Genomic DNA, 19818 nt, shown 5'->3' with positions numbered 1-19818 from the left:
GGTGGCCCTGCCCGCGTACCGCAAGACGGTCCGCAAGCAGCCCCGGCGGCACGCCTCCCCCGTCATCCTGATGCTCCTGATCACGGCGCCCGCCGTGCTCGCCGCGGCCGTGCTGCGCCCCCGTTCCCGCTGACCGACGGAGACACCCATGTCGGAATGGCTCGTTCTGAGCATCGCTCTGGCCGCGGTCTGCGCGGTCGTCCTCACCGTCATCGTCGTCAACCAGCGCCGCGTCGAAGCGGACGACGACCCCTCCGAGACCCCGGACGTCATGGACTACATGACGATGATGATCGGGGTGGTCTACGCGATCGTGCTGGGCCTCGCGATCGCCGGGGTCTGGGAGGCCCGTGGCTCGGCCCAGGACTCCGTGCGGCAGGAGGCACAGGCCCTGCACGAGGTACGGGAGCGCGTCCAGGTCTATCCGGCCGAGGTCCGCGACCGGATCCGTGCCGATGTCGACGCGTACGTCTCGCACGTGGTGCGCACCGAGTGGCCGCACATGTCCGAGCACGAGGAACTCACGCCGAAGGGCACGCGGCTGATGGACACGATCCGCCGCGACGTCACCCAGTACGCGCCCCGGACCGATCTGGAGGGCCACGCGTACCAGCCGCTGGTCGACCAGGTGGCCACGGCCGACGCCGCCCGGACGGCGCGCGGGGAGAACGCGGGCCCGACGATGCCCGGCGTCGTCTGGTTCGGCCTCACCATCGGCGCCGCGGCCACGGTGGGCATGATCTTCATCCTCCAGATCCGCCGCACCGGCCGGGAGTTGCTGCTGGCGGGCATGTTCAGCGTCCTGATCGCCTTCCTGCTCTTCCTGATCTGGGACTTCGACGCACCGTACGGCCGAGGGATCGGGGCGACCACGGAACCGTTCCTCGCCCTCTTCCCGCACGCCGCGGGATGACCGCCTGAGCCCGAAGCGCCGACCGACAAATGGGTGTCCCCCGCTCAGGGGACACCCGTGCCCCATTCGCCCGCCAGCGATCGCGGGTGTGGTAGGGCGCTTCTAGCGTTTCGGACATCGAGGACGCACACCCGCCCCTTCGCGGACGACGGTTCCGCACGGGATGCTCCTCACCGGACCGGAGGCCGAGCATGCGTGTGATACGGGCGATGTCCGCCGCTCTGCTGGCAGTGGGCGTGTTCGCCCTCACCGCTCCCCCGGCGGGCGCGGCGGCGGCCGGCGGTGCCTCGTTCCGGGGCGCCGTCTCCCCCGCGACGGTCGCGCCGGGCGGCCGGGTGACGCTCTCCGTCACCGGCTGCGCCGCCTCGGCCACCGCGTCCGCCGCGGTCTTCGACACCGTCACCGTCCCGTCCGGCCGCAGCGCCGCCGCGACGGTCGACTGGGACGCGAAACCCGGTTCGGTGCACACGGTGACCTTCACGTGCGCGGGCGCGCGCAGCACGGCGCGCCTCACCATCGCGGGAGCCGCTCGCACCGCGGCGGCCACGACGGCTCCGACGGCCGCCTCCACCTCGCTCACGCCCGTAGGGGTACGGGGCGGTCTGGGCGGCAGCATGGGCGGCGGGAGCGCCGCGCAGACGGCCACCGGTGCGGGGCTGGTCGTGGTGGCGATCACCGGCGGCGTGTACGCGGTGCGGCGGCGCGCGGCCGTCCGCGCGCACTGAACCGGGCGGGCCGGCCGGAACGACGAGAACGAAGGCGCACGGCCTGTCCGCGAAGGCGCACACCCTGTCGCCCCGAGCCCTCCTCGAAGGCCCGGGGCGACAGGCGTCCGCGCGCTCGGATGCCCTCGGCCGGGAGGCGGTCGGCCGGTCAGATCCGCACACCGCTCAGGCGCCGCCGACGGGCGAGGAACAGCGACCCGCCGACGGCCGCCGTGGCGACGAGCGCCCCGCCGAAGGCCATCTCGGTCGAACTGGGCCCGACCGAACCGCCGAGGCCGCCCAGCGCACCGCGTCCGGCGAGCACCTCGAACTGGGCGGTCGCCACGCGGTTGCCGTCGCCACCCCGGTTGCCGTCGCCACCCCGGTTGCCGTCACCGCCCCGGTTGAAGTCACCGCCCCGGTCGCCGTCGCCGCCACACCGGACGGCAAGGTTGTAGCGGCCCGGCGTGGCGTTGTCGTAGACACGCGCCACGGCTCGGCCGCGCCCGCCCGTGTGCGACGACAAGTGCGTCGTCGGGAACGCGTTGGAGGTGACAGTGCCTCCTTGGCCACAGCCGTCGGCGGTGATCACGAGCCGGCCCCCCTGGTGGACCGAGAACGGATCGACGGTGACATTGCTGGGTCCCTGGTTGCCGGGGCCGCCGTGCGGGACGGTGGCGCCGGCCGACGGGGCGGCGAGCGCCAAGGCCGCGCAGGCGGCCGCGGTCACCGCGAGAGCGCGTGAAGCACGCATCGTTGAACCTCCCGTGGAAGACGCCCCGAAGCGGCGCCCCGGGAAATTCGACGAGTACGCCTTCCATGACGAACCCTCACCGGGTGAACGTTTCGCCGCATGTCGGCACTCGTCCACACCGGTGAGGCGACACGCCGACGCCGGGATGCTCACGTCTGACGGAGCCGCAGGTCACGGGCCGTCAGGGGGTGTGTGATCGTGATTGCCCGGACGGATGAGCCCGCCCGTGGCCGCGCCACCCGTTCGCCCGCCTGTGATCGCCACCGGGGCGGACCGCACTTAGCGTGCCCCCACAGGCGCCCACGAAGGGAGAACCATGGGCCCGTACCACGACGGCCCGGAGTACAGAAGGAAACGCTCGCCCTGGGGCGTTCTCACTCTTGTCATGCTCACGGGTATCGCGCTGATGCGGAACGGGGTGGACACACCCCTCGGACCGCCCCAGCCGGCGGCGGCCGCCGCACTGGACACCCCGACGGATCCGGCGGCGGACGCCAGGATCGCCGTTCCCGCGGTCGAGCCGCTGCCGTACGCCCCGATGGCCCGGGTGCGCATCCCGGCGATCAGGGTCGACGCGCCGGTGGTGGACGTGGCGCTCGACCCGGACGGCTGGATCGCGGCGCCGCCCGCGCGGGATCCGAACCTGGCCGGCTGGTACCAGAACGGCATCGCCCCCGGGCAGCGCGGCACCGCGGTGGTCGTCGGGCATGTCGACAACCACACCGGCCCCGCGGTCTTCTACGGGCTCGGTTCGCTGGAGAAGGGACAGCACGTCGAGGTGGACCGCTTCGACGGGCGCACGGCGGTGTTCGAGGTCTACGGCGTCGAGGTCTACGCCAAGAACGACTTCCCGGCGCCGCAGGTCTACGGCGACACCGGCCATCCGGAGCTACGGGTGATCACGTGCGGGGGCGGCTACGCGAAGGGCAGGGGGTACGCCGGCAACGTCGTCGTCTTCGCCCGGCTGGTCAGGACCGCCTGACGGGTCGGGGCGGGGCGGTGCTCGGTTCCGGCCGGGCGCCGCCCATCGCCGGCCGGGCGGCGCTCGGTGCCGGCCCCTCGGCCGTACCCCACCGGCCGTAACGGCGTCGGCCCTGCCCTGCCCCCGCCCCGACGACACCGCACAGCCCGCTCAGCGGCGCCCTCAGCGGCGCGGTACGGCGATCCGGTAGCCCGCCCGCCGCAGCAGTGGCAGATAGTCCCGCAATGCCGCCACGCTCTGGCTGCGGTCGCCGCCCGCGTCGTGCGAGAGGACGACGGTGCCGGGGACCGCCCCGTCCACCACCCGGGTGACGATCCGGTCGGCCACGGGCGGCGGTTCGGTCCAGTCCAGGCTGTCCAGACTCCACCCGAGCGGCTCCATGCCCAGCTCGGCGCCCAGCTCGAAGGCGTGCCGGTTCCAGGCGCCGTAGGGCGCGCGGTACCACAGGGGCGGGGTGCCGAGCACCCGCTCCACGACCTCGCTGGTACGCCCCATCTCCGCGCGGATGCCGGAGCGGGTGAGCGTCGTCATCAGCGGGTGGGACCAGGAGTGGTTGCCGATGACATGGCCGTCACCGGCCGCCTCCCGGAGCAGATCGCGATGGACGTCGGCCATCTCACCGCAGACGAAGAACATCGCGCGGACGTCGTACTCGCGCAGTGTGCGCAGGATTTCGGGCGTGTACAGCGGATCCGGTCCGTCGTCGAAGGTGAGAACCACGCTGTTGCCCAGTTCGGGGAGGTCGAGGAACGGCCGGGAACGCACCGGGGGCGCGGGTCTGCGCAGTTCCTCCGCGACGTCCGCCGCCATGGGATCCAGCCGGTACGCGGACGGCCGGAGACGCTGCCCGGCCCTGGCCGCCCCCGCTCCCGGTGCCCCGGCCCCGGCCGCCGCCCGGCCCGGGGCCTGGGCGGTTCCCGCGCCGAGGAACCGGCCGGCGAAAGCGGCACCGAGGCAGGCGGCGACCCGCAGCACGGCACGACGCCCCGGAACCATCTGATCCTTTTTCATGATTAATGGCTCGCACGGTAGACGTCAGCACGCCTCCCCGCACCACCGGTCGCCCCGGGAAAGCACCCGATGGGGTGAGGCGCGGCCGACGGACGACGGGCCGCGCCCGCCACCCCGTACGGTCGGGCGGCCGACGGCGCACGGCCGGACCTGGTGGGTATCGGCGCAGCTCAGCAGAGGGGGAGGGCACCGCGCGGCCGGCCCGGGGGAGCCGATACGCTGCCTGGCGTGACCGAGCAGCAGCCCACTTCATTCGAACGCGGGACCGACGGACCGAAGGTGATCGTCGTCGGCGTGGACGGTTCGCAGTCGTCGCTGCGCGCCGCGGCGTACGCCGGCGGCCTGGCCCGGCGGCAGAAAGCCCTGCTCGCCATCGTCTACGTGCAGCCGGTGCTCTCGGCGAGCGCCGCCCTCGGGGCCCCGGTCGCCGACACGACCGAGCAGATCGCCGAAGGGCTGATGGCCGAGATCCACGGGGCCATGGACCGGGTCAAGGACGTCTGGGACGTCCGCTGGGAGTTCCACACCTTCCACGGGGACCCCTACAACGGGCTGGTCACCGCGGCCGACGAACTCAAGGCGGACGCCGTGGTGGTCGGGGCCTCGGAGTCGGCGGGACACCGGTTCGTCGGTTCGGTCGCGGTGCGGCTGGTGAAGGCGGGCCGCTGGCCGGTGACGGTCGTCCCTTAGCGTGCGCTCCGCGCGGTCGCGCACCGGTGGAGGTGTCAGTCGACCGTCATCAGACCGTCCACCGCCGCGCCACGGCTGAGCACCGCCTCCGTGATCCCGTCGCGCACCTCGCGGTAGTCGTCGCGGCCGGGATCCTCGCGGACGGCCTCCGGCAGATCGATCACGCGCCCGATGTCCAGGTCCCACATCTGCGGGACGAACTCCGCCTTCGTCACCGGCCAACGCTCCCCCTCGGTCTCGGGCGCGGTGAACGTGAAGCGGCCGATCGAGCCCTGGTTGCCGCGCCCGTCCAGCTCGCCGTCGTCGTTGGTCATGGTCCCGGCGATCTGGTCGCCCAGGCCGTAGACCACCCAGGTCCCGTTGACCATCTCGTACGCCTGGGGAACATGGGCATGGGTGCCGATGATCAGGTCGATGTCGGGCCGGTCCCCGGTGCGTGACCCCGTGAGCTTCCTGGCCAGGCTCAGCTGCTCGTCGTCCGGCTCCGTCTGCCACTCGGTGCCCCAGTGCATGCTCACCACGACGACGTCGGCGCCGGCCTTCCGGGCGGCCCGCGCGTCCGCGACGATCTTCTTCTCGTCGGTCAGGTTCACCGCCCACGGCCGGCCCTCGGGGAACGGCTTGTCATTGGTGCCGAAGGTGTAGGCGAGTTGGGCGACCGTGGCACCGCCCGCCGTCATCAGCGCGGGCCGGACCGACTCGGCTGCCGTACGGGCCGAGCCCACGTGCTTGAGGCCCGCCTTGTCGAAGGCGTCCAGGGTGCGGCGGATGCCCTCCGCACCGTCGTCGAGGCTGTGGTTGGAGGCGGTGGAGCAGGAGTCGTAGCCGGTCTCCCGCAGACCGGCGGCGACCTCGGGCGGTGAGATGAAGTCCGGATAACCGGAGTAGGAGCCGCCCTCCTCGCCGTACACGGTCTCCATGTGGCAGATCGCCACGTCCGCGCCGGAGACCACCGGCTTCACGGCGGCGAGCATGGGGGCGAAGTCGTAACCGTCGCCGCCCGCGTCGAGGTTCGCCCGGCGGATGACGGAGTCGTGGGGCAGCACATCGCCCGAGGCCACGAGCGTGAATCCGCGCCGCGCCTCGGGCCCGGCCGCCGGGGAGACCGCGAGCCGGCCGCCGGCCGCCCGGTCGGAGCCCGCGCAGGCCGCCGCTGTTCCGATGAGCAGGACCACGGCGGCCACCACTCCCTGTCGCATACGTGTCGTCATCGAGAAGGCTCCGATTTCGGGCGAATACCGTCCCAATGAGTCCATATAGTCGCATAAAAGGATGTCAAGCGACCAAGCCGACCATTCCCTTCGTATGGCCTGAACAGCCCCGTGGGACCGTTCATCGCACCGCTCGTCGCAGTGAGCGACCGTTCGTCGCAGAGCCGTGCGCGCCACCTGTCCCCCGGCGCCGTCCTGCGTTCGGATACCGCCAGGGCCGGTCCGGAGGATCTTCACGGCACCGGCCCTGCGACGACGATCGCGCCGCGACAGCAACGGCGACAGCGACAGCGACAGCGACAGCGACAGCGACAGCGACGTGAAACGACGGCGACGGCTGGAAAGGACGTTCACGATGACCACTGCCCCCGCCACGGCCCGGGCGACGACCGACGAGCGGGCGCTGACGGACCTCCAGCGCGAGCACGGCCCGGCTCTGCTCAACTTCCTGCTGGGACTGACCTTCGGGGACCGGCAGCGCGCGGAGGACCTGCTCCAGGAGACGCTGGTACGCGCCTGGCAGCACCCCGAGGCGTTCGACGGTCCCTTCGAATCCATGCGGCCCTGGCTGTTCACCGTGGGACGCCGGCTCGCCATCGACGCGCGCAGGTCCCGGCTGTCGCGACCGCCCGAGGTGGGCGACGGGATCCTCGCGACGACCCCCGACCCGGAGGACCCCACCGAGACCGCGACCCTGGCGCTCGACGTCCGCAAGGCCGTGCGGGAGCTGAGCCCGGAACACCGCGCCGTGCTGGCGCACATCTACTTCCGCGGGCTGAGTGTGAACGAGACCGCCCGGGCGCTGGGCATTCCGGCCGGTACGGTCAAGTCCCGGTCGTACTACGCGCTACGGGCGCTCGCCCGCGCCCTGCCCGGCTATCGCAGGTCCTCCTCGTCCACCAGCGCCAGCAGTGACGGTGCCTCGGCCACCTCCAGGTAGGCGGCCCCGCACGGACCGCACCGCGCGAGGTGGTCCGCGACGCGCCGGTCCTCCTCGGGAGCGAGCGCGCCCAGCACGTACGCGCCGAGGAACGACCGTACATGCCGTCCGGAATCGGTCGTTCCAGCGTCGGCTGCCTCACCGTCGGCCCCACCCGTCACAATCCGCTCCCGTCCGCCGCCCGATCCTGCCCTTCTGGCCACGCGCGGCGGCCGCCGCCGGTTCAATGCTCCGTGAAGGGGGTTTCGGGGGGCGGGAAGAAAGGCGGAGAAGCGATGCGTCCGGACAGTACAGACAGCGCGGGCGGTGGTGACCTGCTGGTGCCGATGGCGTGGATGTACGCGGAATACGTCGCCGACGAACTGCTGCGCACCGGCGATCTGATGCCACCGACGACACTGGAGTACCGAGCGGGCCGGCACGCGCTGGCCCTGACCATCTTCCTCTCCGGCAGTCCGGCGGGCGGCCCCCGCTCGGGGGCCCGGATGGCGGAGTGGCACTCCCTGACCGCGTACGGCACCTCCTGGCCGGAGTGGGTGTGCGCGCGGCTCGACCGGCTGGAGGCGCTCGCCTTCGAGGCCGGTGGCACGGTCCGAGATCCGGACCTGGAGCTGGCGGGCGCGGCCTGGCGGTGGCTGGAGGAGACGGAGATGCTGGCGCCCGACCTGGACGCCATGGGGCCGACGCGCGAGGCTCCCTGCCCGGCGGCGGAGGAGGAAGGGCCGAAGGTGTGGACCCCGGCGTGGCAGCTGGGGCTGCCGCTGGGGCACCTGGCGATCCATCTGTTCTGAGCCCTGCCCCTGTACGGCGGTCGCACACGGACGGCTGTACGGCGGTCGCACACGGACGGCTGTACGGCGGTCGCACACGGACGGCGCAAACGGCACGGGTGACACGGAACAGCACGGGCAGCCGTACGCGGATCGCGTGGCGGCCGGGTGCCGACCGCACAGCGGCCGACTCCAGCCGGCCTCAGCTTCCGTGCACCCCGGCGCGGTACTTGGGGATCCGTACGGTGATCCTCATCCCCGCGCCGACGCCCGTCTCGATCACCAGGCCGTAGTCGTCCCCGTAGACCTGGCGCAGCCGCTCGTCCACATTGAGCAGCCCGATGCCGGTGGACGCGCCGTCCTCGCGGCGCAGGATCCGCCGTAGCCGGTCCGGTTCCATCCCCACCCCGTCGTCTTCGATCACCACCTCCGCCTCGGCGCCCGCGTCGAGTGCGCTGATGGTGATGTGGCTCGTGGTGCCCGCGCCTTCGAGACCGTGTTTGACGGCGTTCTCGACGAGCGGCTGGAGGCAGAGGAACGGCATCGCCACCGGCAGGACCTCGGGAGCGACCTGGAGGGTGACGGTGAGCCGGTCGCCGAACCGGGCCCGGACGAGCGCCAGGTACTGGTCGATGGAGTGCAGTTCGTCGGAGAGCGTGGTGAAGTCGCCCCGGCTGCGGAACGAGTAGCGGGTGAAGTCCGCGAATTCCAGCAGGAGTTCGCGGGCGCGCTCGGGATCGGTACGGACGAACGAGGCGATGGCCGCCAGTGAGTTGAAGATGAAGTGCGGGGAGATCTGGGCCCGCAGCGCCTTGATCTCCGCCTCGATCAGCCGGGTGCGGGAGCGGTCCAGCTCGGCCAGTTCCAGCTGCACGGAAACCCAGCGGGCCACTTCGCCCACGGCCCGCGCGAGGACCGCCGACTCGCGCGGGGCGTACGCAACGAGGGTGCCGAGCACCCGGTGGTCCACCGTGAGCGGGGCGGCCACGCCCCACCGCAGGGAACAGTCGAGATCCTCGCAGCCGCCGGCGAACGCCGTGCCGCGTCCGCTGTCCAGCACCCCGGCGACCTGGTCCATCACACCGGTGCCATGGTCCTCGCCGGCGCCGTCCCAGGCGAGGACCCGGTCCCGGTCGGTGAGGCAGAGAGCGTCGGTGCCCAGCAGGGAGCGCAGCCGGCGGGCCGCCTTGCGGGCGCTGTCCTCGGTGAGGCCGGCCCGCAGCGGGGGCGCGGCGAGCGAGGCGGTGTGCAGGGTCTCGAACGTGGCGTGCTCGACGGGCGTGCCGACATCGCTGATCCGCTCGAGGCGCGCGGTGCGGCGGCCGAGCAGAAAGCCCCCGGCTAGCAGCAACGGCCCCAGCACGATCAGGGCGGCGAGCGCGGCGCCGCTCATGGCGCCTCCGTCGTACGGCCACGCACGCCCGTACGATCCGACACGTCCGCGGGGTCCGACACGTCCGCTGGGTCCGGGACGCCCGTACGGCCGGACGCCCCCGTACGGCCCGGCGCGGCGCCCCGACCGGACACGGTCCCGCGGTCCGGTGCGGGCCCGCGGTCGCGCACGGACCCGGCGGACCGGCACCCCGGACCGGCGTCCGCGCCCGGGCCGGCACCGGAGCCGGCCCGGGCCCGCCGTCCGTCCACCGCGCCCGTGGCCGCCCCGCCGCACAGGCCGTCCCCACCGTCCCCGCCGCGCGGAACCAGGGCCTCCGGCAGGTGGAAGCGCGCCATGGCGGCGCCGGTGCCGGGCGGAATCCGGCCCGGCGTGGCCAGGGACACCAGGATCATGGCGAGGAAGCCGACCGGCACGGACCAGACGGCGGGCCAGGCCAGCAGCGCGTGCGGCCAGCCGGACCGGACGGCTCCGCCGACCGTGGCCACCGTGGCCGCGAAGGAGAGGCCGCCGCCGAGCAGCAGACCGGCGGCGGCGCCGGGCGGGGTGAGCCGCCGCCACCAGATGCCGAGCACCAGCAGCGGGCAGAAGGAGGACGCGGAGACCGCGAAGGCCATGGCGACGGAGTCGGCCACGGGCATGGAGTTCACCAGCAACGACCCGCCCAGCGGCACGGCGATGGCGAGCGGGGTGGCCAGCCGGAAGTCCCGTACGCCGCGCGAGGGCAGGACGTCCTGGGTGAGCACTCCCGCCACGGCCATGGTGAGCCCGGAGGCGGTGGACAGGAAGGCGGCGAAGGCCCCGCCCGCCACCAGCGCCCCGAGCAGGTCCCCGCCGAGCCCGCCGATGGCGCGCTCCGGCAGCAGCAGGACGGCCGCGTCGGCGTCGGTGCCGGACGGCGGCTGGGGCACGTAGAGCCGGCCCAGCGCCCCGTACACCGGCGGCAGCAGGTAGAAGGCGCCGATCAGGGCCAGGACGACCACGGTGGTCCGGCGCGCGGCCCGGCCGTTGGGGCTCGTGTAGAAGCGGACGACGACGTGCGGCAGGCCCATCGTGCCGAGGAAGGTGGCCACGATCAGGCCGTAGGTGGCGTAGAGGGGATGGTCGACGCGTCCGGCGACGGCGCCGGTCAGGCCGGCCGCGACGCTCGGCCGCCCGTCGCCCTGCCACGCCAGCACCAGGAAGAACGCGGGGACGAGCAGAGCGGTGAGCTTGAGCCAGTACTGGAACGCCTGGACGAAGGTGATGCTGCGCATGCCGCCCGCCGCGACCGCCGCCACCACCACGAGCGCGACCAGCACCCCGCCGAACCAGCCGGGCGCGCCGGTGAGGATCTTCAACGTCAGTCCCGCGCCCTGGAGTTGGGGAACGAGGTAGAGCCAGCCCGCGCCGACCACGAACACACTCACCAGCCGGCGCACCGCCCGGGACTGCAGCCGCCCCTCGGCGAAGTCGGGGAGGGTGTACGCGCCGGAGCGGCGCAGCGGGGCGGCGACGAAGACCAGGAGCACGAGATAGCCGGCGGTGTAGCCGACCGGGTACCAGAGCATGTCGGGCCCGTGCAGCAGCACCAGCCCCGCGATCCCGAGGAAGGAGGCGGCCGAGAGGTACTCGCCGCTGATCGCGGCGGCGTTGAGCGCGGGGCCGACGGTACGGGAGGCCACGTAGAAGTCGGAGGTGGTGCGGGAGATCCGCAGCCCGAAGCCGCCGACGAGGACGGTGGCGAGCACGACGACGGTGACGGCCACGACCGGGTAGCTCTGGTTCACGGGACGGGCCGGCCCTTCACGAGCCGGGCGAAGTCGCGTTCGTTGCGCTCCGCGCGCCGTACGTACCACCAGGCGAGGAGGGCGAGCAGTGGGTAGGCGGCGAAGCCGAGCACGAACCAGACGGCGGTCTGGTCGCGCAGCGCGGCGAAGGCGAGCGGCAGGGTGCCGGCGACGCAGGCGAGGAGGGCGAACGCGGTGAGGCCGGCGCGGAGTTGGCTGCGCATCAGGGACCGGACATAGGCGTCGCCGAGCGGTGTGTGTTCCGCGATCTCGGCCTGGGCGCGGTAGCGCGGCAAGGGGCGGGCGCGCAGGGGCTCGCCGGTGACGACCTCGCGCCGCGGTGTGCCCGCGGGCGCGTCGCGCGGCCCGGGCGAGCGCCGCTCGAACGGTTCGGCACCGGGCGGTGGCGGCCGCCGCGGCCGTGCGTCGTCCGCCATGGCACCTCTCCGTCCGGCCCGTCCCGTCCCTCACACCGGTGCTCGCGGCCCACGGCCCGGCGCTTCGTCCTGTCGCGCGTGGAGTGTACGCAGCCGGGTCATCCGGCGGGAAGGGCCTGGTCAACGACCGCCTTGTCGCATCAGGAGGTCGCGCAGCGCGCGGGCGTGCCGGCGGCTGACCGCCAGCTCCACGGCGCCGACGCGGACACTCATCGCGCCCGCGTCCAGGCGCAGCTCGTCGATCCGGTTCAGGGCGACGAGATGGCTGCGGTGGACGCGGACGAAGCCCCGGGCCCGCCAGCGCTCCTCCAGGGTGGTCAGGGGGATCCGGACCAGGTGGCTTCCGGTGTCGGTGTGCAGCCGGGCGTAGTCGCCGCGCGCCTCGACGTACGCGATGTCGTCGACGGCGACGAAGCGGGTGATCCCGCCGAGTTCCACCGCTATCTGGTCGGTGGCCGGGGCCGCGACGGGGGCCCGCTCCCCCACCAGCTCGGTGACCCGGCGTACGGCCTCGGCGAGCCGCTCCCTGCGGACCGGTTTGAGGACGTAGTCGACGGCCTTGAGGTCGAAGGCGCGGACGGCGAAGTCCTCGTGGGCGGTGACGAAGACGATCAGCGGGGGCTGGGCGAAACCGGCCAGCAGCCTGGCCATGTCGAGCCCCGACAGGCCGGCCATGTGGATGTCGAGGAAGACCACGTCGACGGCGGCGGGGTCGCCGGGCCCGGCGTCGAGCGCGGCCCCGATGCGGCGCAGCGCTTCCGTGGCGCCGGTCGCTCCCTCGGCGGCCCGGATCCGGGGATCGGCCCTCAGCAGATAGAGAAGTTCCGCAAGCGCCGGTTCTTCGTCGTCGACAGCCAGTACGCTCAGCATGCTGCTGGAGTTTAGGCGCGTCCGGCCGCGTGTGGCATGAGTGATTCGGGGCTGCGGTACGTACCAGAGACCATGCGGACCTTGGACCTCCATCGCGATGTCGGCGCCTACGCACTCGGAGTGCTCGGCCCCAGGGATGCCTTCCGCTTCGAGGATCATCTGATGGACTGCCCGCAGTGCGCGTTGCTGCTGGACGACTTCGGCGGAGTGAAGGCACAGCTCGACACGTACGTACGGCAGGCCCCCACCGGCGTGGGACCGTTCACCGACCCCGGGCCGGGGCTGCTGGCCGGGCTCCTGGACCGGGCGGCGGCCGGGCGGCGCCGCGCCCGCAGACGCCGGCTGGTGCTGGCCGCGGCGGCGGTGGTGCTCGCGGTGGGCGGCCCGCTCGCGGTGTTCGCCGCGCTGGGGCCGCGGGACGCCGGTCCCGGGGTGGGCGCGCAGGTACGGTGGACCGCCTCCGACGAGCGGACGGGCGCCTCGGCCGTGGTGACGGCGGCGGAGACGGACTGGGGCACGGACGTGGGGCTCGAGCTGGTCCGGCCGGGCGGGACGGCGGTGTGTTCCCTCGTCGTGGTCGGGCTCGACGGTTCGCGGGAGACGGTGACGACGTGGGCGAGCTCGGCGGAGCGCGAGGAGCGGCTGGTCACCCGGGGCGGCACGGCGATGCGGCCGGGCGGGATCGACCACTTCGAGGTGCGGACGACGGACGGTCACGCACTGATGATCATCGGCGGCCGGAACGGTGCCTGAGCCGGACGGCGCCTGCTCGAAAGCCCGGGCCGTGCCGCGTCAGCGCCTGGTCACTTCAGCAGCCGGGACATCCGGCGGTCGGCCAGCGGCTTGCCGCCCGTCTGGCAGGTGGGGCAGTACTGGAGCGAGGAGTCGCTGAAGGAGACCTCGCGGATGGTGTCCCCACAGACGGGACAGGCCTCACCCGTGCGGCCGTGCACCCGCAGCCCGCTCTTCTTCTCCGCCTTCAGCCGACCGGCGGCAACCCCGCGCGAGCGCTCGACGGCCGACCCGAGCGTGGCACCCATCGCCTCGTAGAGGGCGGTGATCTCGTCCTCGGACAGGTTCCGCACCGGCTTGAACGGTGACATCTTCGCGGCGTGCAGGATCTCGTCGCTGTAGGCGTTGCCGATGCCCGCGATGAGGCTCTGGTCGCGCAGCGCGCCCTTGATCTGCCGGTGTTCGCCGGCGAGCAGCCGGGCGAAGGCCGCCCGGTCGAAGGAGCCGTCCATCGGGTCGGGACCGAGCCGGGCGATGCCGGGCACGTCGGCCGGGTCGCGGACGAGGTGCACCGCGAGCCGTTTGGTGCTCCCCGCCTCGGTCAGGTCGAATCCGTCGCCTTCCGCGAGGACCGTCCGCAGGGCGAGCGGTCCCTTGCCGGGCCGCGGCGGAGCGGCCGGGAAGGAGTCCTTCCAGCGCAGCCAGCCGGCGCGGGCGAGGTGGACGGCCAGGTGCAGTCCGGCCTCGCCGGCGACGATGTCGAGGTACTTGCCGTGCCGGGCGACGGCGGTGACCGTGGTCCCGGCCAGGGCGGACACCGGCGGGTCGTAGGTCTTGAGGACATTCACCGCGAGGGGCAGGACGCGGGCGATCTCCCGGCCCACAAGATGGCCGTCGAGGAACTCTCTGAGCGCTTCCACTTCGGGGACTTCCGGCATGTGTCCAGCGTGCCGCAGCGCCCTCAGCTCCGCCCGTCGGCCGGTCCGCCGGCCCCGCCGCCGTCGCGCAGGCCGTAGACGCGCCGGGCGGTGGCGCCGAAGACCGCGTTCCGCTCGTCCTGGCTCAGTCCGCCGGTCAGGCTGCGCGCCGCGTCGTAGACCTCGCCGTACGTGGCGGCCAGCCGGCACACCGGCCAGTCCGAGCCGAACATCAGCCTGCCGGGGCCGAAGGCGTCGAGGACGACGTCCGCGTACGGCCGCAGGTCGTCGGTCGTCCAGGTGTCCCAGGCGGCCTCGGTGACCATCCCGGAGAGCTTGCAGACGGTGTTGGGGCGGGCGGCCAGCGTTCTGACCGCGTCGGCCCAGGCTGCCGTGCCGGTGTCGGTGCCCGGGCCCGAGTGTGTTCCCGCGTCCGTGCGACCGCTCGCGATGGGTGGTTTGCCGAGGTGGTCGAGGACGAAGGTGAGCTCCGGCAGCAGCCGTGCCGCCTCGGCCGCCGCGGCCAGCTGAGGCGGGAGGACGACCAGGTCGTAGGCGAGGCCCGCGGCCGCGACCGCGGCGAGGCCGCGCCGTACGTCGGGGCGGAGCAGCCACGCCGGGTCGGGTTCGCCCTGCACCTGGTGGCGGATGCCCACGAGCCGGTCGCCGCCGGGCAGTTCGCGCAGCGCGGCCAGGGTGTCGGCGACGTCGGGCGCGGTCAGATCGGTCCAGCCGACGACGCCCGCGACCAGCCCGCCGCGGCCGGCGACGGCGAGGAACTCCGGCGTCTCCTCCGGGACGCAGACGGTCTGCACGAGGACGGTGGCCGTCACCCCCGCCGCCCCGGCTTCCGGCTCCAGGTCCTCGACGGCGAAGCTGCGCCGGAGGGGCGCCATCGCGGCTCCGGTGATCCAGTCCTGGTCGCGTACGGACAGGTCCCAGATGTGGTGGTGGGCGTCGACGACGGGAGCGGTGACGGCCGCCGGGCCGGTCATCGTCCCGCCCCGTTCCCGGACGGTCGCCCCGCCCCGTTCCCCGTCGGCGGGAGACCGGCGCCGGAGCCCGCCGGCGCTCCGCCCTCGGCGCGCGCGACGCCCTCGGCGCGCGCCACGCCGTCTGCCCTCGGCACGCCACCCGCCCCCGCCGGACCGCCGGTCCCCGCCGAGCCCTCGGTGCCCGCCGCGGCGTCGGCCTCCCGCGCGGGATCCGCCTCCCGTGCCGGAGTCCCGGCCCATGCCATGTCGTCGGTCAGCAGGCCTTCGGCGCGCAGTTCGGCCCAGAGGTCGTCGGGGACGGTACCGGCGGCGAGCCGGGCCGCGTCCCGTACCTCCGCCGCCGACCGGGCGCCGACCAGCACACTGGCGACGGCCGGGTGGCGCAGCGGGTAGTGCAGGGCGGCGGCGCGCAGCGGGACCCCGTACCGCCGGCTGACGGCGTCCATGCGCCGCGCCCGGTCCAGCAGTTCGGGAGGGGCCGCGGCGTAGTCGTACCTGGCGCCGGGCCGCGGGTCGGCGAGCAGGCCGGAATTGAAGACGCCGCCGACGACGACGCTCCGGCCGCGCGCGGCGGCCACGGGCAGCAGTTCGGTGAGCGCCGACCGGTCGAGCAGGGTGAACCGGCCCGCGCACAACACGACATCGGCATCGGTCTCCCGCAGGACGCGGGTGAGCGGTTCGGGCCGGTTCATGCCGGCGCCGACGGCACCGACGACCCCCTCGGCCCGCAACCGTTCCAGCGCCGGGTACGCCTCCCGAAGGGCCTGTTCGGCGTGGTCGTCCGGGTCGTGCAGGTAGACGATGTCGATCCGGTCGAGGCCGAGCCGTACCAGGCTCTGCTCGACCGAGCGGAGGACACCGTCGGCGCTGAAGTCCCAGACGCGCCGGTGGGTCGCGGGGACCGCGAAACCGTGGCCGAGGTCGTCGCCGTACGGCCCGCCCGCGACCGGTTCGAGCAGCCGTCCCACCTTGGTGGAGACGGCGTAGGCGGCGCGGTCCCTGGCGCGCAGCGCCTCGCCGAGCCGGCGTTCGGAGAGGCCGAGGCCGTAGTGCGGCGCGGTGTCGAAGTAGCGGATGCCCGCCTCCCAGGCGGCGTCGACCGCCGCCGCCGCGTCACCGGGCGCGACCGCGGTGTAGAGATTGCCGATCCCGGCGGCCCCGAAGGACAGCCCGGTCACCGGGACGGTGCCGCGTCCGAGCGTGGTCCGTCGCATGTCGCTGCCCCTTCGGGAGTGGTCCACGTCGATCCCGACGAATATTCATCGGATGACTGGCGCCCGTCAACACCCGGGCATCCCCTTCCGGTACGGATGCCACCCGTACCACAACCGGTAACACGTGGCGTGATATCCGATCTATAGGTGAAAAAATCGGGAGCACACGCGGTCGGCGCGACGGTCGGCGCCGCGAGGAGACCGGTGGTCGGCGGCGGGATGACCGGCGGCCGGCGCGGACGGGCGGGGAGCCGTCAGCCGGCCGGCCGCTCCGGAACGCCGAACTCGCACCACACACATTTGCCGCTGCCGCGCGACTCCACACCCCAGCCGTCCGCCAGCAGGTCGACCAGCAGCAGTCCGCGCCCCGAGGTCCCGGACTCGCCCGCGTCCCGCCGGTGCGGCAGGGCGCTGGACAGGTCCTCGACCTCGATCCTCAGCCGCCGCTCCGGCCCGGGCACCACCTGTACGGTCACCACCGCCCCGGCGCGGGTGTGCACCAGGGCATTGGTGATCAGCTCGTCGGCGGCCAGTTCGATCTCGTCCACGCGCCCCGCGGCTCCCCAGGCCGTCGCCGCCGCCCGGATCATGCGCCGCGCGGTGCGCAGCGCGCCCGGGTCGCCCTCACCGACCTCCTGCTGGAGCCGGCCGCCCACGCGGGGCGGGCGGCTGCCGCCCCGGCGCAGCAGCAGCACGGCCGCGTCGTCCTCCCCGCCCTGCTCGTCCACCGCCCCGCAGAGCCGGTCCGCCAGCTGCTGGAGGTCGCGCGGCCCGTCCCGTACCAGTGCGGCCAGCAGCAGCATGCCCTCGTCCAGATCCGTGCCGGGCTGCTCCACCAGCCCGTCGGTGTAGAGCAGCAGGGTCTGGCCGGGGTCCAGCTCGACGGTCTCCACCGGGTAGTCCAGCTCTCCGAAGACCGCGGACAGCCCCAGTGGCATACCGCCGGGCACCGGGAGCCTGCGGCAGCTCCCGTCGGTGTCCCTGATCATCGGGTCGATGTGCCCGGCGCGGACCAGCCTGACCACCCCCGTCGCGAGGTCGGCCTCCGCGTAGGTGCAGGTCGCGAAGCGGTCGGTGTCCAGCTCGTACAGGAAGACCGAGGCCCGGGCCATCACGGTCGCGGGCGAGTGCCCCTCGGTCGCGTACGCCCGCAGGACGATCCGCAGCTGGCCCATGACGGCCGCGGCGTGGGTGTCGTGGCCCTGGACGTCGCCGATCACCGTCCCGACCCGGCCGCCCGGCAGCGGGATCACGTCGTACCAGTCGCCCCCGATGTCCTGGCCCAGCCGTGCCGAGCGGTAGCGCACGGCGATCTCGGCGCCGGCCACGGCGGGGATCCGGCGCGGCAGCATCGCCTGCTGGAGCCCCTGGGCCAGGTCGTGGTCCTGCTCGAAGAGCATCGCGCGCTGGAGGCTCTGGGCGATGCTGCTGCCGAGCGCGAGAAGGATGTCGCGGTCCTCGGCGCTGAAGCCGCTCTTGTCGCGGTACAGCAGCCCGAGCGCGCCGAGGGGGCGCGCCTGGGCGATCAGCGGGAGATAGGCGGCGGCGTTGATGCCGAGATCGCTGATCTGCGGCCACAACTGCGGGTAGCGGGCGGCGAACTCCTCGGGGGACTCGATGAAGCGGGGGGTGAGCGTCCTGAGCACCTCGCTCATCGGGTAGCCCTCGTCGGTCCGGGTGACCCGGGTACCGGGCACGTACGAACCGTCCGGGCCCTCGGCGACGAGGTGGATGCGCCCGGACTCCAGCAGCCCCATCACCAGGCTGGTGGCGCCGAGGTGCGCCAGGCCGTCGGACTCCTTCAGCACGTCGATGACGTCCTGGACGGTCCTGGCGTGGGCGAGGGCGGCGGCGGTGCCCTCGACGACACTGGTGCGCGTCGGCCGGGCGGCGGCCAGTTCGTGGCGCGCGGTGGAGTCGACGAGTTCCTGCACGGCGTCGCGGACGACGCCGACGACGCGGCGCGCCCGTCCCTCCGGGTCCCGGAGGATGCGGCCCTGGGTGTGGGTCCAGCGCCGGCTGCCGTCGCGCCGGCAGACGCGGAAGTACGCGCTGTACGCCTCGCTGCCGCTCCTGACCGCCTGCTCCAGGATCTCGTCCAGGCGGCGCATCTCGCCCGGCGGGATCCGCGCCTTCAGGCTCCGGCGCCGGCCGTCGTACTCGTCGGGGCGCAGGTCGAACACGGCGAGGGCCGGGGCGTCCAGATGGAGGCGGCCGCCGTCCAGGTCCCAGTCGAAGGTGCCCATCCGGTTGAGGGACAGGCTGACGCCCGGCGGGACGGGCCACTCGCCGAGAAGCGACGGGGTACCCGCTGCCCGTTCAACCATGGGGACACTCTGTCATCATTTGCCGGATTCTTCGACTGGTCCCCGGGCCGCCTGCCGGCCGCGGCGGCGCCCCCTCAGCCGCCCGCCGCGCCCAGCGGTGGCTCCGGGCCTTCCAGCAGGTCCGCGTCGTCCTGGGGCCCCGTCAGCTCCACCGAGCCCGGGTCCCCCGGCGTCCATGGCCCGTCCCCGGACGAGTCCCCCGCCGACGGCCGCGCGCGGCCGGTGCCCGGGGGCGCCTCGGGCAGGGGCGCGCCCGGCGGCCGCACGGCGCTCGGGTCGGTGATGTCCGCGCCCGGTCCGTACGCGGGTGGGGCCTCGGGGAAGGCGTCGCTCTCCCCGTCCGTGCCGGTCCGCCGCTCGATCCAGGCCTCGCCGGCCAGGTCGGCGATGATCAGACTGGTGACCGCCTGCGGGGCGGGCCTGACCACGACCACCCGGTCGGGCCGGTAGGAGGCCCATTTCCCGCCCTTGTGGCGCACCTGCCCACGGATGGCGGCCGGTCGCCCCAGCGGGCTGCCGCACGCGCAGCGCACCCGTGGCAGCCCGCGGTCGTCCACCATGACGGCGGTGCCCTCCTGGAGGACGGCCTGGAAGGCGGTCGCGGTGCCGCCGCGGAAGGCGTGGTTGGTCACCCGGGTGTCGGCGCGCAGGGACACGGGGGTGAGTCCGCGCAGATAGCCGGGCAGCGCGGCCGGGGTGATGCCCGCGCCCTTGGCGAAGGCCCGCGCCGCCACCGGCTCCTCGGTGAGGTAGCGGATCTGCCGCTCCACGTCGCAGGTGGCGGCGGACCGGACGCCCGCGTACAGCCCCGGCGTGGAGCCCGGCAGGGCGCGCGCCGTCCGTACGGGCAGCGTGGCCCCGTCCCCGGACTCGAGCGCTCTCCGCCGTGCCGGGGAGCGCTCGGGGCCCGGGACGGGGCGTGGCGGGTCGGCGGCCGTCGAGGGGGTGAACGGGGCGGGCTCCCGGACGGTGGCCCGCTGGAGGTAGAGCTCCTTGGCGTCCACCGTCCCCTCGCGGGCCGCGTCGTCCCCTCCGCAGCCGGCCATGACGAGGACGCCCGCGAGCAGCGCCGGAAGCGCGGCATGCCGACGGCCGATGGATGAGCGCACCGGAATCTCCCGCCTCTTCCGTCAGGGATGTCAGAGATCTCCCCCCATGTCTGACGGACGTCTCCCGCGCCCGCAAGCGG

Annotated in this window: 20 protein-coding genes and 1 pseudogene; 8 read left to right on the top strand and 13 right to left on the bottom strand. The window is 74.0% G+C overall.

Annotated elements, in window-relative coordinates; translation table 11 throughout:
• The first annotated feature begins 1 nt into the window (after position 1).
• The 3 genes from IG02_RS43420 (at position 2) to IG02_RS0108240 (ending at position 1638) form a co-directional block, all read left to right on the top strand.
• Positions 2 to 133, top strand: a complete 132-nt coding sequence (locus IG02_RS43420; RefSeq protein ID WP_037802527.1) for a hypothetical protein — start codon at positions 2 to 4, stop codon at positions 131 to 133.
• 15 nt (positions 134 to 148) lie between these two features.
• On the top strand, positions 149 to 913 hold the full coding sequence (locus IG02_RS0108245; RefSeq protein WP_030743644.1) for a DUF4239 domain-containing protein: 765 nt from the start codon (positions 149 to 151) through the stop codon (positions 911 to 913).
• A 209-nt stretch (positions 914 to 1122) separates the two neighbouring features.
• Positions 1123 to 1638, top strand: coding sequence for a hypothetical protein (locus IG02_RS0108240; protein ID WP_234314662.1), 516 nt, complete (start codon positions 1123 to 1125; stop codon positions 1636 to 1638).
• 148 nt (positions 1639 to 1786) lie between these two features.
• Here IG02_RS0108240 and IG02_RS0108235 read toward each other — a convergent pair whose 3' ends face one another.
• Positions 1787 to 2371, bottom strand: coding sequence for a hypothetical protein (locus IG02_RS0108235; protein ID WP_030743639.1), 585 nt, complete (start codon positions 2369 to 2371; stop codon positions 1787 to 1789).
• A 316-nt stretch (positions 2372 to 2687) separates the two neighbouring features.
• On the opposite strand from IG02_RS0108235, the gene IG02_RS0108230 reads away from it, so the two are divergent.
• Positions 2688 to 3353, top strand: coding sequence for a class F sortase (locus IG02_RS0108230; protein WP_030743636.1), 666 nt, complete (start codon positions 2688 to 2690; stop codon positions 3351 to 3353).
• A 162-nt stretch (positions 3354 to 3515) separates the two neighbouring features.
• Here IG02_RS0108230 and IG02_RS0108225 read toward each other — a convergent pair whose 3' ends face one another.
• Positions 3516 to 4364: a polysaccharide deacetylase family protein gene (locus IG02_RS0108225; RefSeq protein ID WP_030743633.1), complete on the bottom strand. Its 849-nt coding sequence runs from the start codon at positions 4362 to 4364 to the stop codon at positions 3516 to 3518.
• Positions 4365 to 4592: 228 nt separating this feature from the next.
• Here IG02_RS0108225 and IG02_RS0108220 point away from each other — a divergent pair, with 228 nt between their 5' ends.
• Positions 4593 to 5054: a universal stress protein gene (locus tag IG02_RS0108220; RefSeq protein WP_030743631.1), complete on the top strand. Its 462-nt coding sequence runs from the start codon at positions 4593 to 4595 to the stop codon at positions 5052 to 5054.
• Positions 5055 to 5089: 35 nt separating this feature from the next.
• Here IG02_RS0108220 and IG02_RS0108215 read toward each other — a convergent pair whose 3' ends face one another.
• On the bottom strand, positions 5090 to 6265 hold the full coding sequence (locus IG02_RS0108215) for a CapA family protein (protein WP_030743629.1): 1176 nt from the start codon (positions 6263 to 6265) through the stop codon (positions 5090 to 5092).
• Positions 6266 to 6620: 355 nt separating this feature from the next.
• Between IG02_RS0108215 and IG02_RS0108210 the strand changes: the two genes are divergently transcribed.
• On the top strand, positions 6621 to 7205 hold the full coding sequence (locus IG02_RS0108210) for a sigma-70 family RNA polymerase sigma factor (RefSeq protein WP_030743627.1): 585 nt from the start codon (positions 6621 to 6623) through the stop codon (positions 7203 to 7205).
• On the opposite strand, the gene IG02_RS0108205 is transcribed toward IG02_RS0108210, so the two are convergent.
• Positions 7142 to 7366 (bottom strand): zf-HC2 domain-containing protein, encoded by a 225-nt coding sequence (locus IG02_RS0108205; protein ID WP_030743624.1) that lies wholly within the window; start codon positions 7364 to 7366, stop codon positions 7142 to 7144. The two genes, IG02_RS0108210 and IG02_RS0108205, sit on opposite strands and share 64 nt — an antisense overlap.
• Before the next feature lie 114 nt (positions 7367 to 7480).
• Here IG02_RS0108205 and IG02_RS0108200 point away from each other — a divergent pair, with 114 nt between their 5' ends.
• Complete coding sequence (locus IG02_RS0108200) at positions 7481 to 7996, top strand: hypothetical protein (RefSeq protein WP_030743621.1); 516 nt, start codon at positions 7481 to 7483, stop codon at positions 7994 to 7996.
• A gap of 181 nt (positions 7997 to 8177) precedes the next feature.
• Here IG02_RS0108200 and IG02_RS0108195 read toward each other — a convergent pair whose 3' ends face one another.
• The 4 genes from IG02_RS0108195 to IG02_RS0108180 form a co-directional block, all read right to left on the bottom strand.
• Complete coding sequence (locus IG02_RS0108195) at positions 8178 to 9368, bottom strand: sensor histidine kinase (RefSeq protein WP_030743620.1); 1191 nt, start codon at positions 9366 to 9368, stop codon at positions 8178 to 8180.
• Positions 9365 to 11137 (bottom strand): cation acetate symporter, encoded by a 1773-nt coding sequence (locus IG02_RS0108190; protein ID WP_234314661.1) that lies wholly within the window; start codon positions 11135 to 11137, stop codon positions 9365 to 9367. The genes IG02_RS0108195 and IG02_RS0108190 overlap by 4 nt, the downstream gene beginning before the upstream one ends.
• Positions 11134 to 11448 carry a hypothetical protein gene (locus IG02_RS0108185; protein WP_030743618.1) on the bottom strand — a complete coding sequence of 105 codons (315 nt, stop codon included), beginning with the start codon at positions 11446 to 11448 and terminating at the stop codon, positions 11134 to 11136. The genes IG02_RS0108190 and IG02_RS0108185 overlap by 4 nt, the downstream gene beginning before the upstream one ends.
• 246 nt (positions 11449 to 11694) lie before the next feature.
• Positions 11695 to 12444 carry a LytR/AlgR family response regulator transcription factor gene (locus IG02_RS0108180; RefSeq protein WP_030743617.1) on the bottom strand — a complete coding sequence of 250 codons (750 nt, stop codon included), beginning with the start codon at positions 12442 to 12444 and terminating at the stop codon, positions 11695 to 11697.
• 72 nt (positions 12445 to 12516) lie between these two features.
• On the opposite strand from IG02_RS0108180, the gene IG02_RS0108175 reads away from it, so the two are divergent.
• A complete protein-coding gene (locus IG02_RS0108175; RefSeq protein WP_030743615.1) occupies positions 12517 to 13197 on the top strand; it encodes a zf-HC2 domain-containing protein in 681 nt (226 codons plus the stop codon).
• 50 nt (positions 13198 to 13247) lie between these two features.
• On the opposite strand, the gene IG02_RS0108170 is transcribed toward IG02_RS0108175, so the two are convergent.
• The 5 genes and pseudogenes from IG02_RS0108170 to IG02_RS0108145 form a co-directional block, all read right to left on the bottom strand.
• Complete coding sequence (locus IG02_RS0108170; RefSeq protein WP_030743613.1) at positions 13248 to 14114, bottom strand: Fpg/Nei family DNA glycosylase; 867 nt, start codon at positions 14112 to 14114, stop codon at positions 13248 to 13250.
• 23 nt (positions 14115 to 14137) lie between these two features.
• Positions 14138 to 15088, bottom strand: coding sequence for an amidohydrolase family protein (locus IG02_RS0108165; protein ID WP_030743869.1), 951 nt, complete (start codon positions 15086 to 15088; stop codon positions 14138 to 14140).
• A 254-nt stretch (positions 15089 to 15342) separates the two neighbouring features.
• Positions 15343 to 16302 (bottom strand): annotated as a pseudogene (locus IG02_RS0108155) (aldo/keto reductase); the annotation flags it as partial.
• A 254-nt stretch (positions 16303 to 16556) separates the two neighbouring features.
• Entirely contained in the window at positions 16557 to 18629 is a 2073-nt protein-coding gene (locus tag IG02_RS0108150; protein WP_030743609.1) for a SpoIIE family protein phosphatase, read from the bottom strand.
• A gap of 74 nt (positions 18630 to 18703) precedes the next feature.
• Entirely contained in the window at positions 18704 to 19738 is a 1035-nt protein-coding gene (locus IG02_RS0108145) for a DUF6777 domain-containing protein (RefSeq protein ID WP_051764652.1), read from the bottom strand.
• Positions 19739 to 19818 lie beyond the last annotated feature (80 nt).

The organism is Streptomyces sp. NRRL F-5135 (assembly GCF_000719775.1).
Lineage (GTDB): Bacteria > Actinomycetota > Actinomycetes > Streptomycetales > Streptomycetaceae > Streptomyces > Streptomyces hebeiensis.
This window is presented reverse-complemented; position numbering and strand designations above follow the sequence as displayed.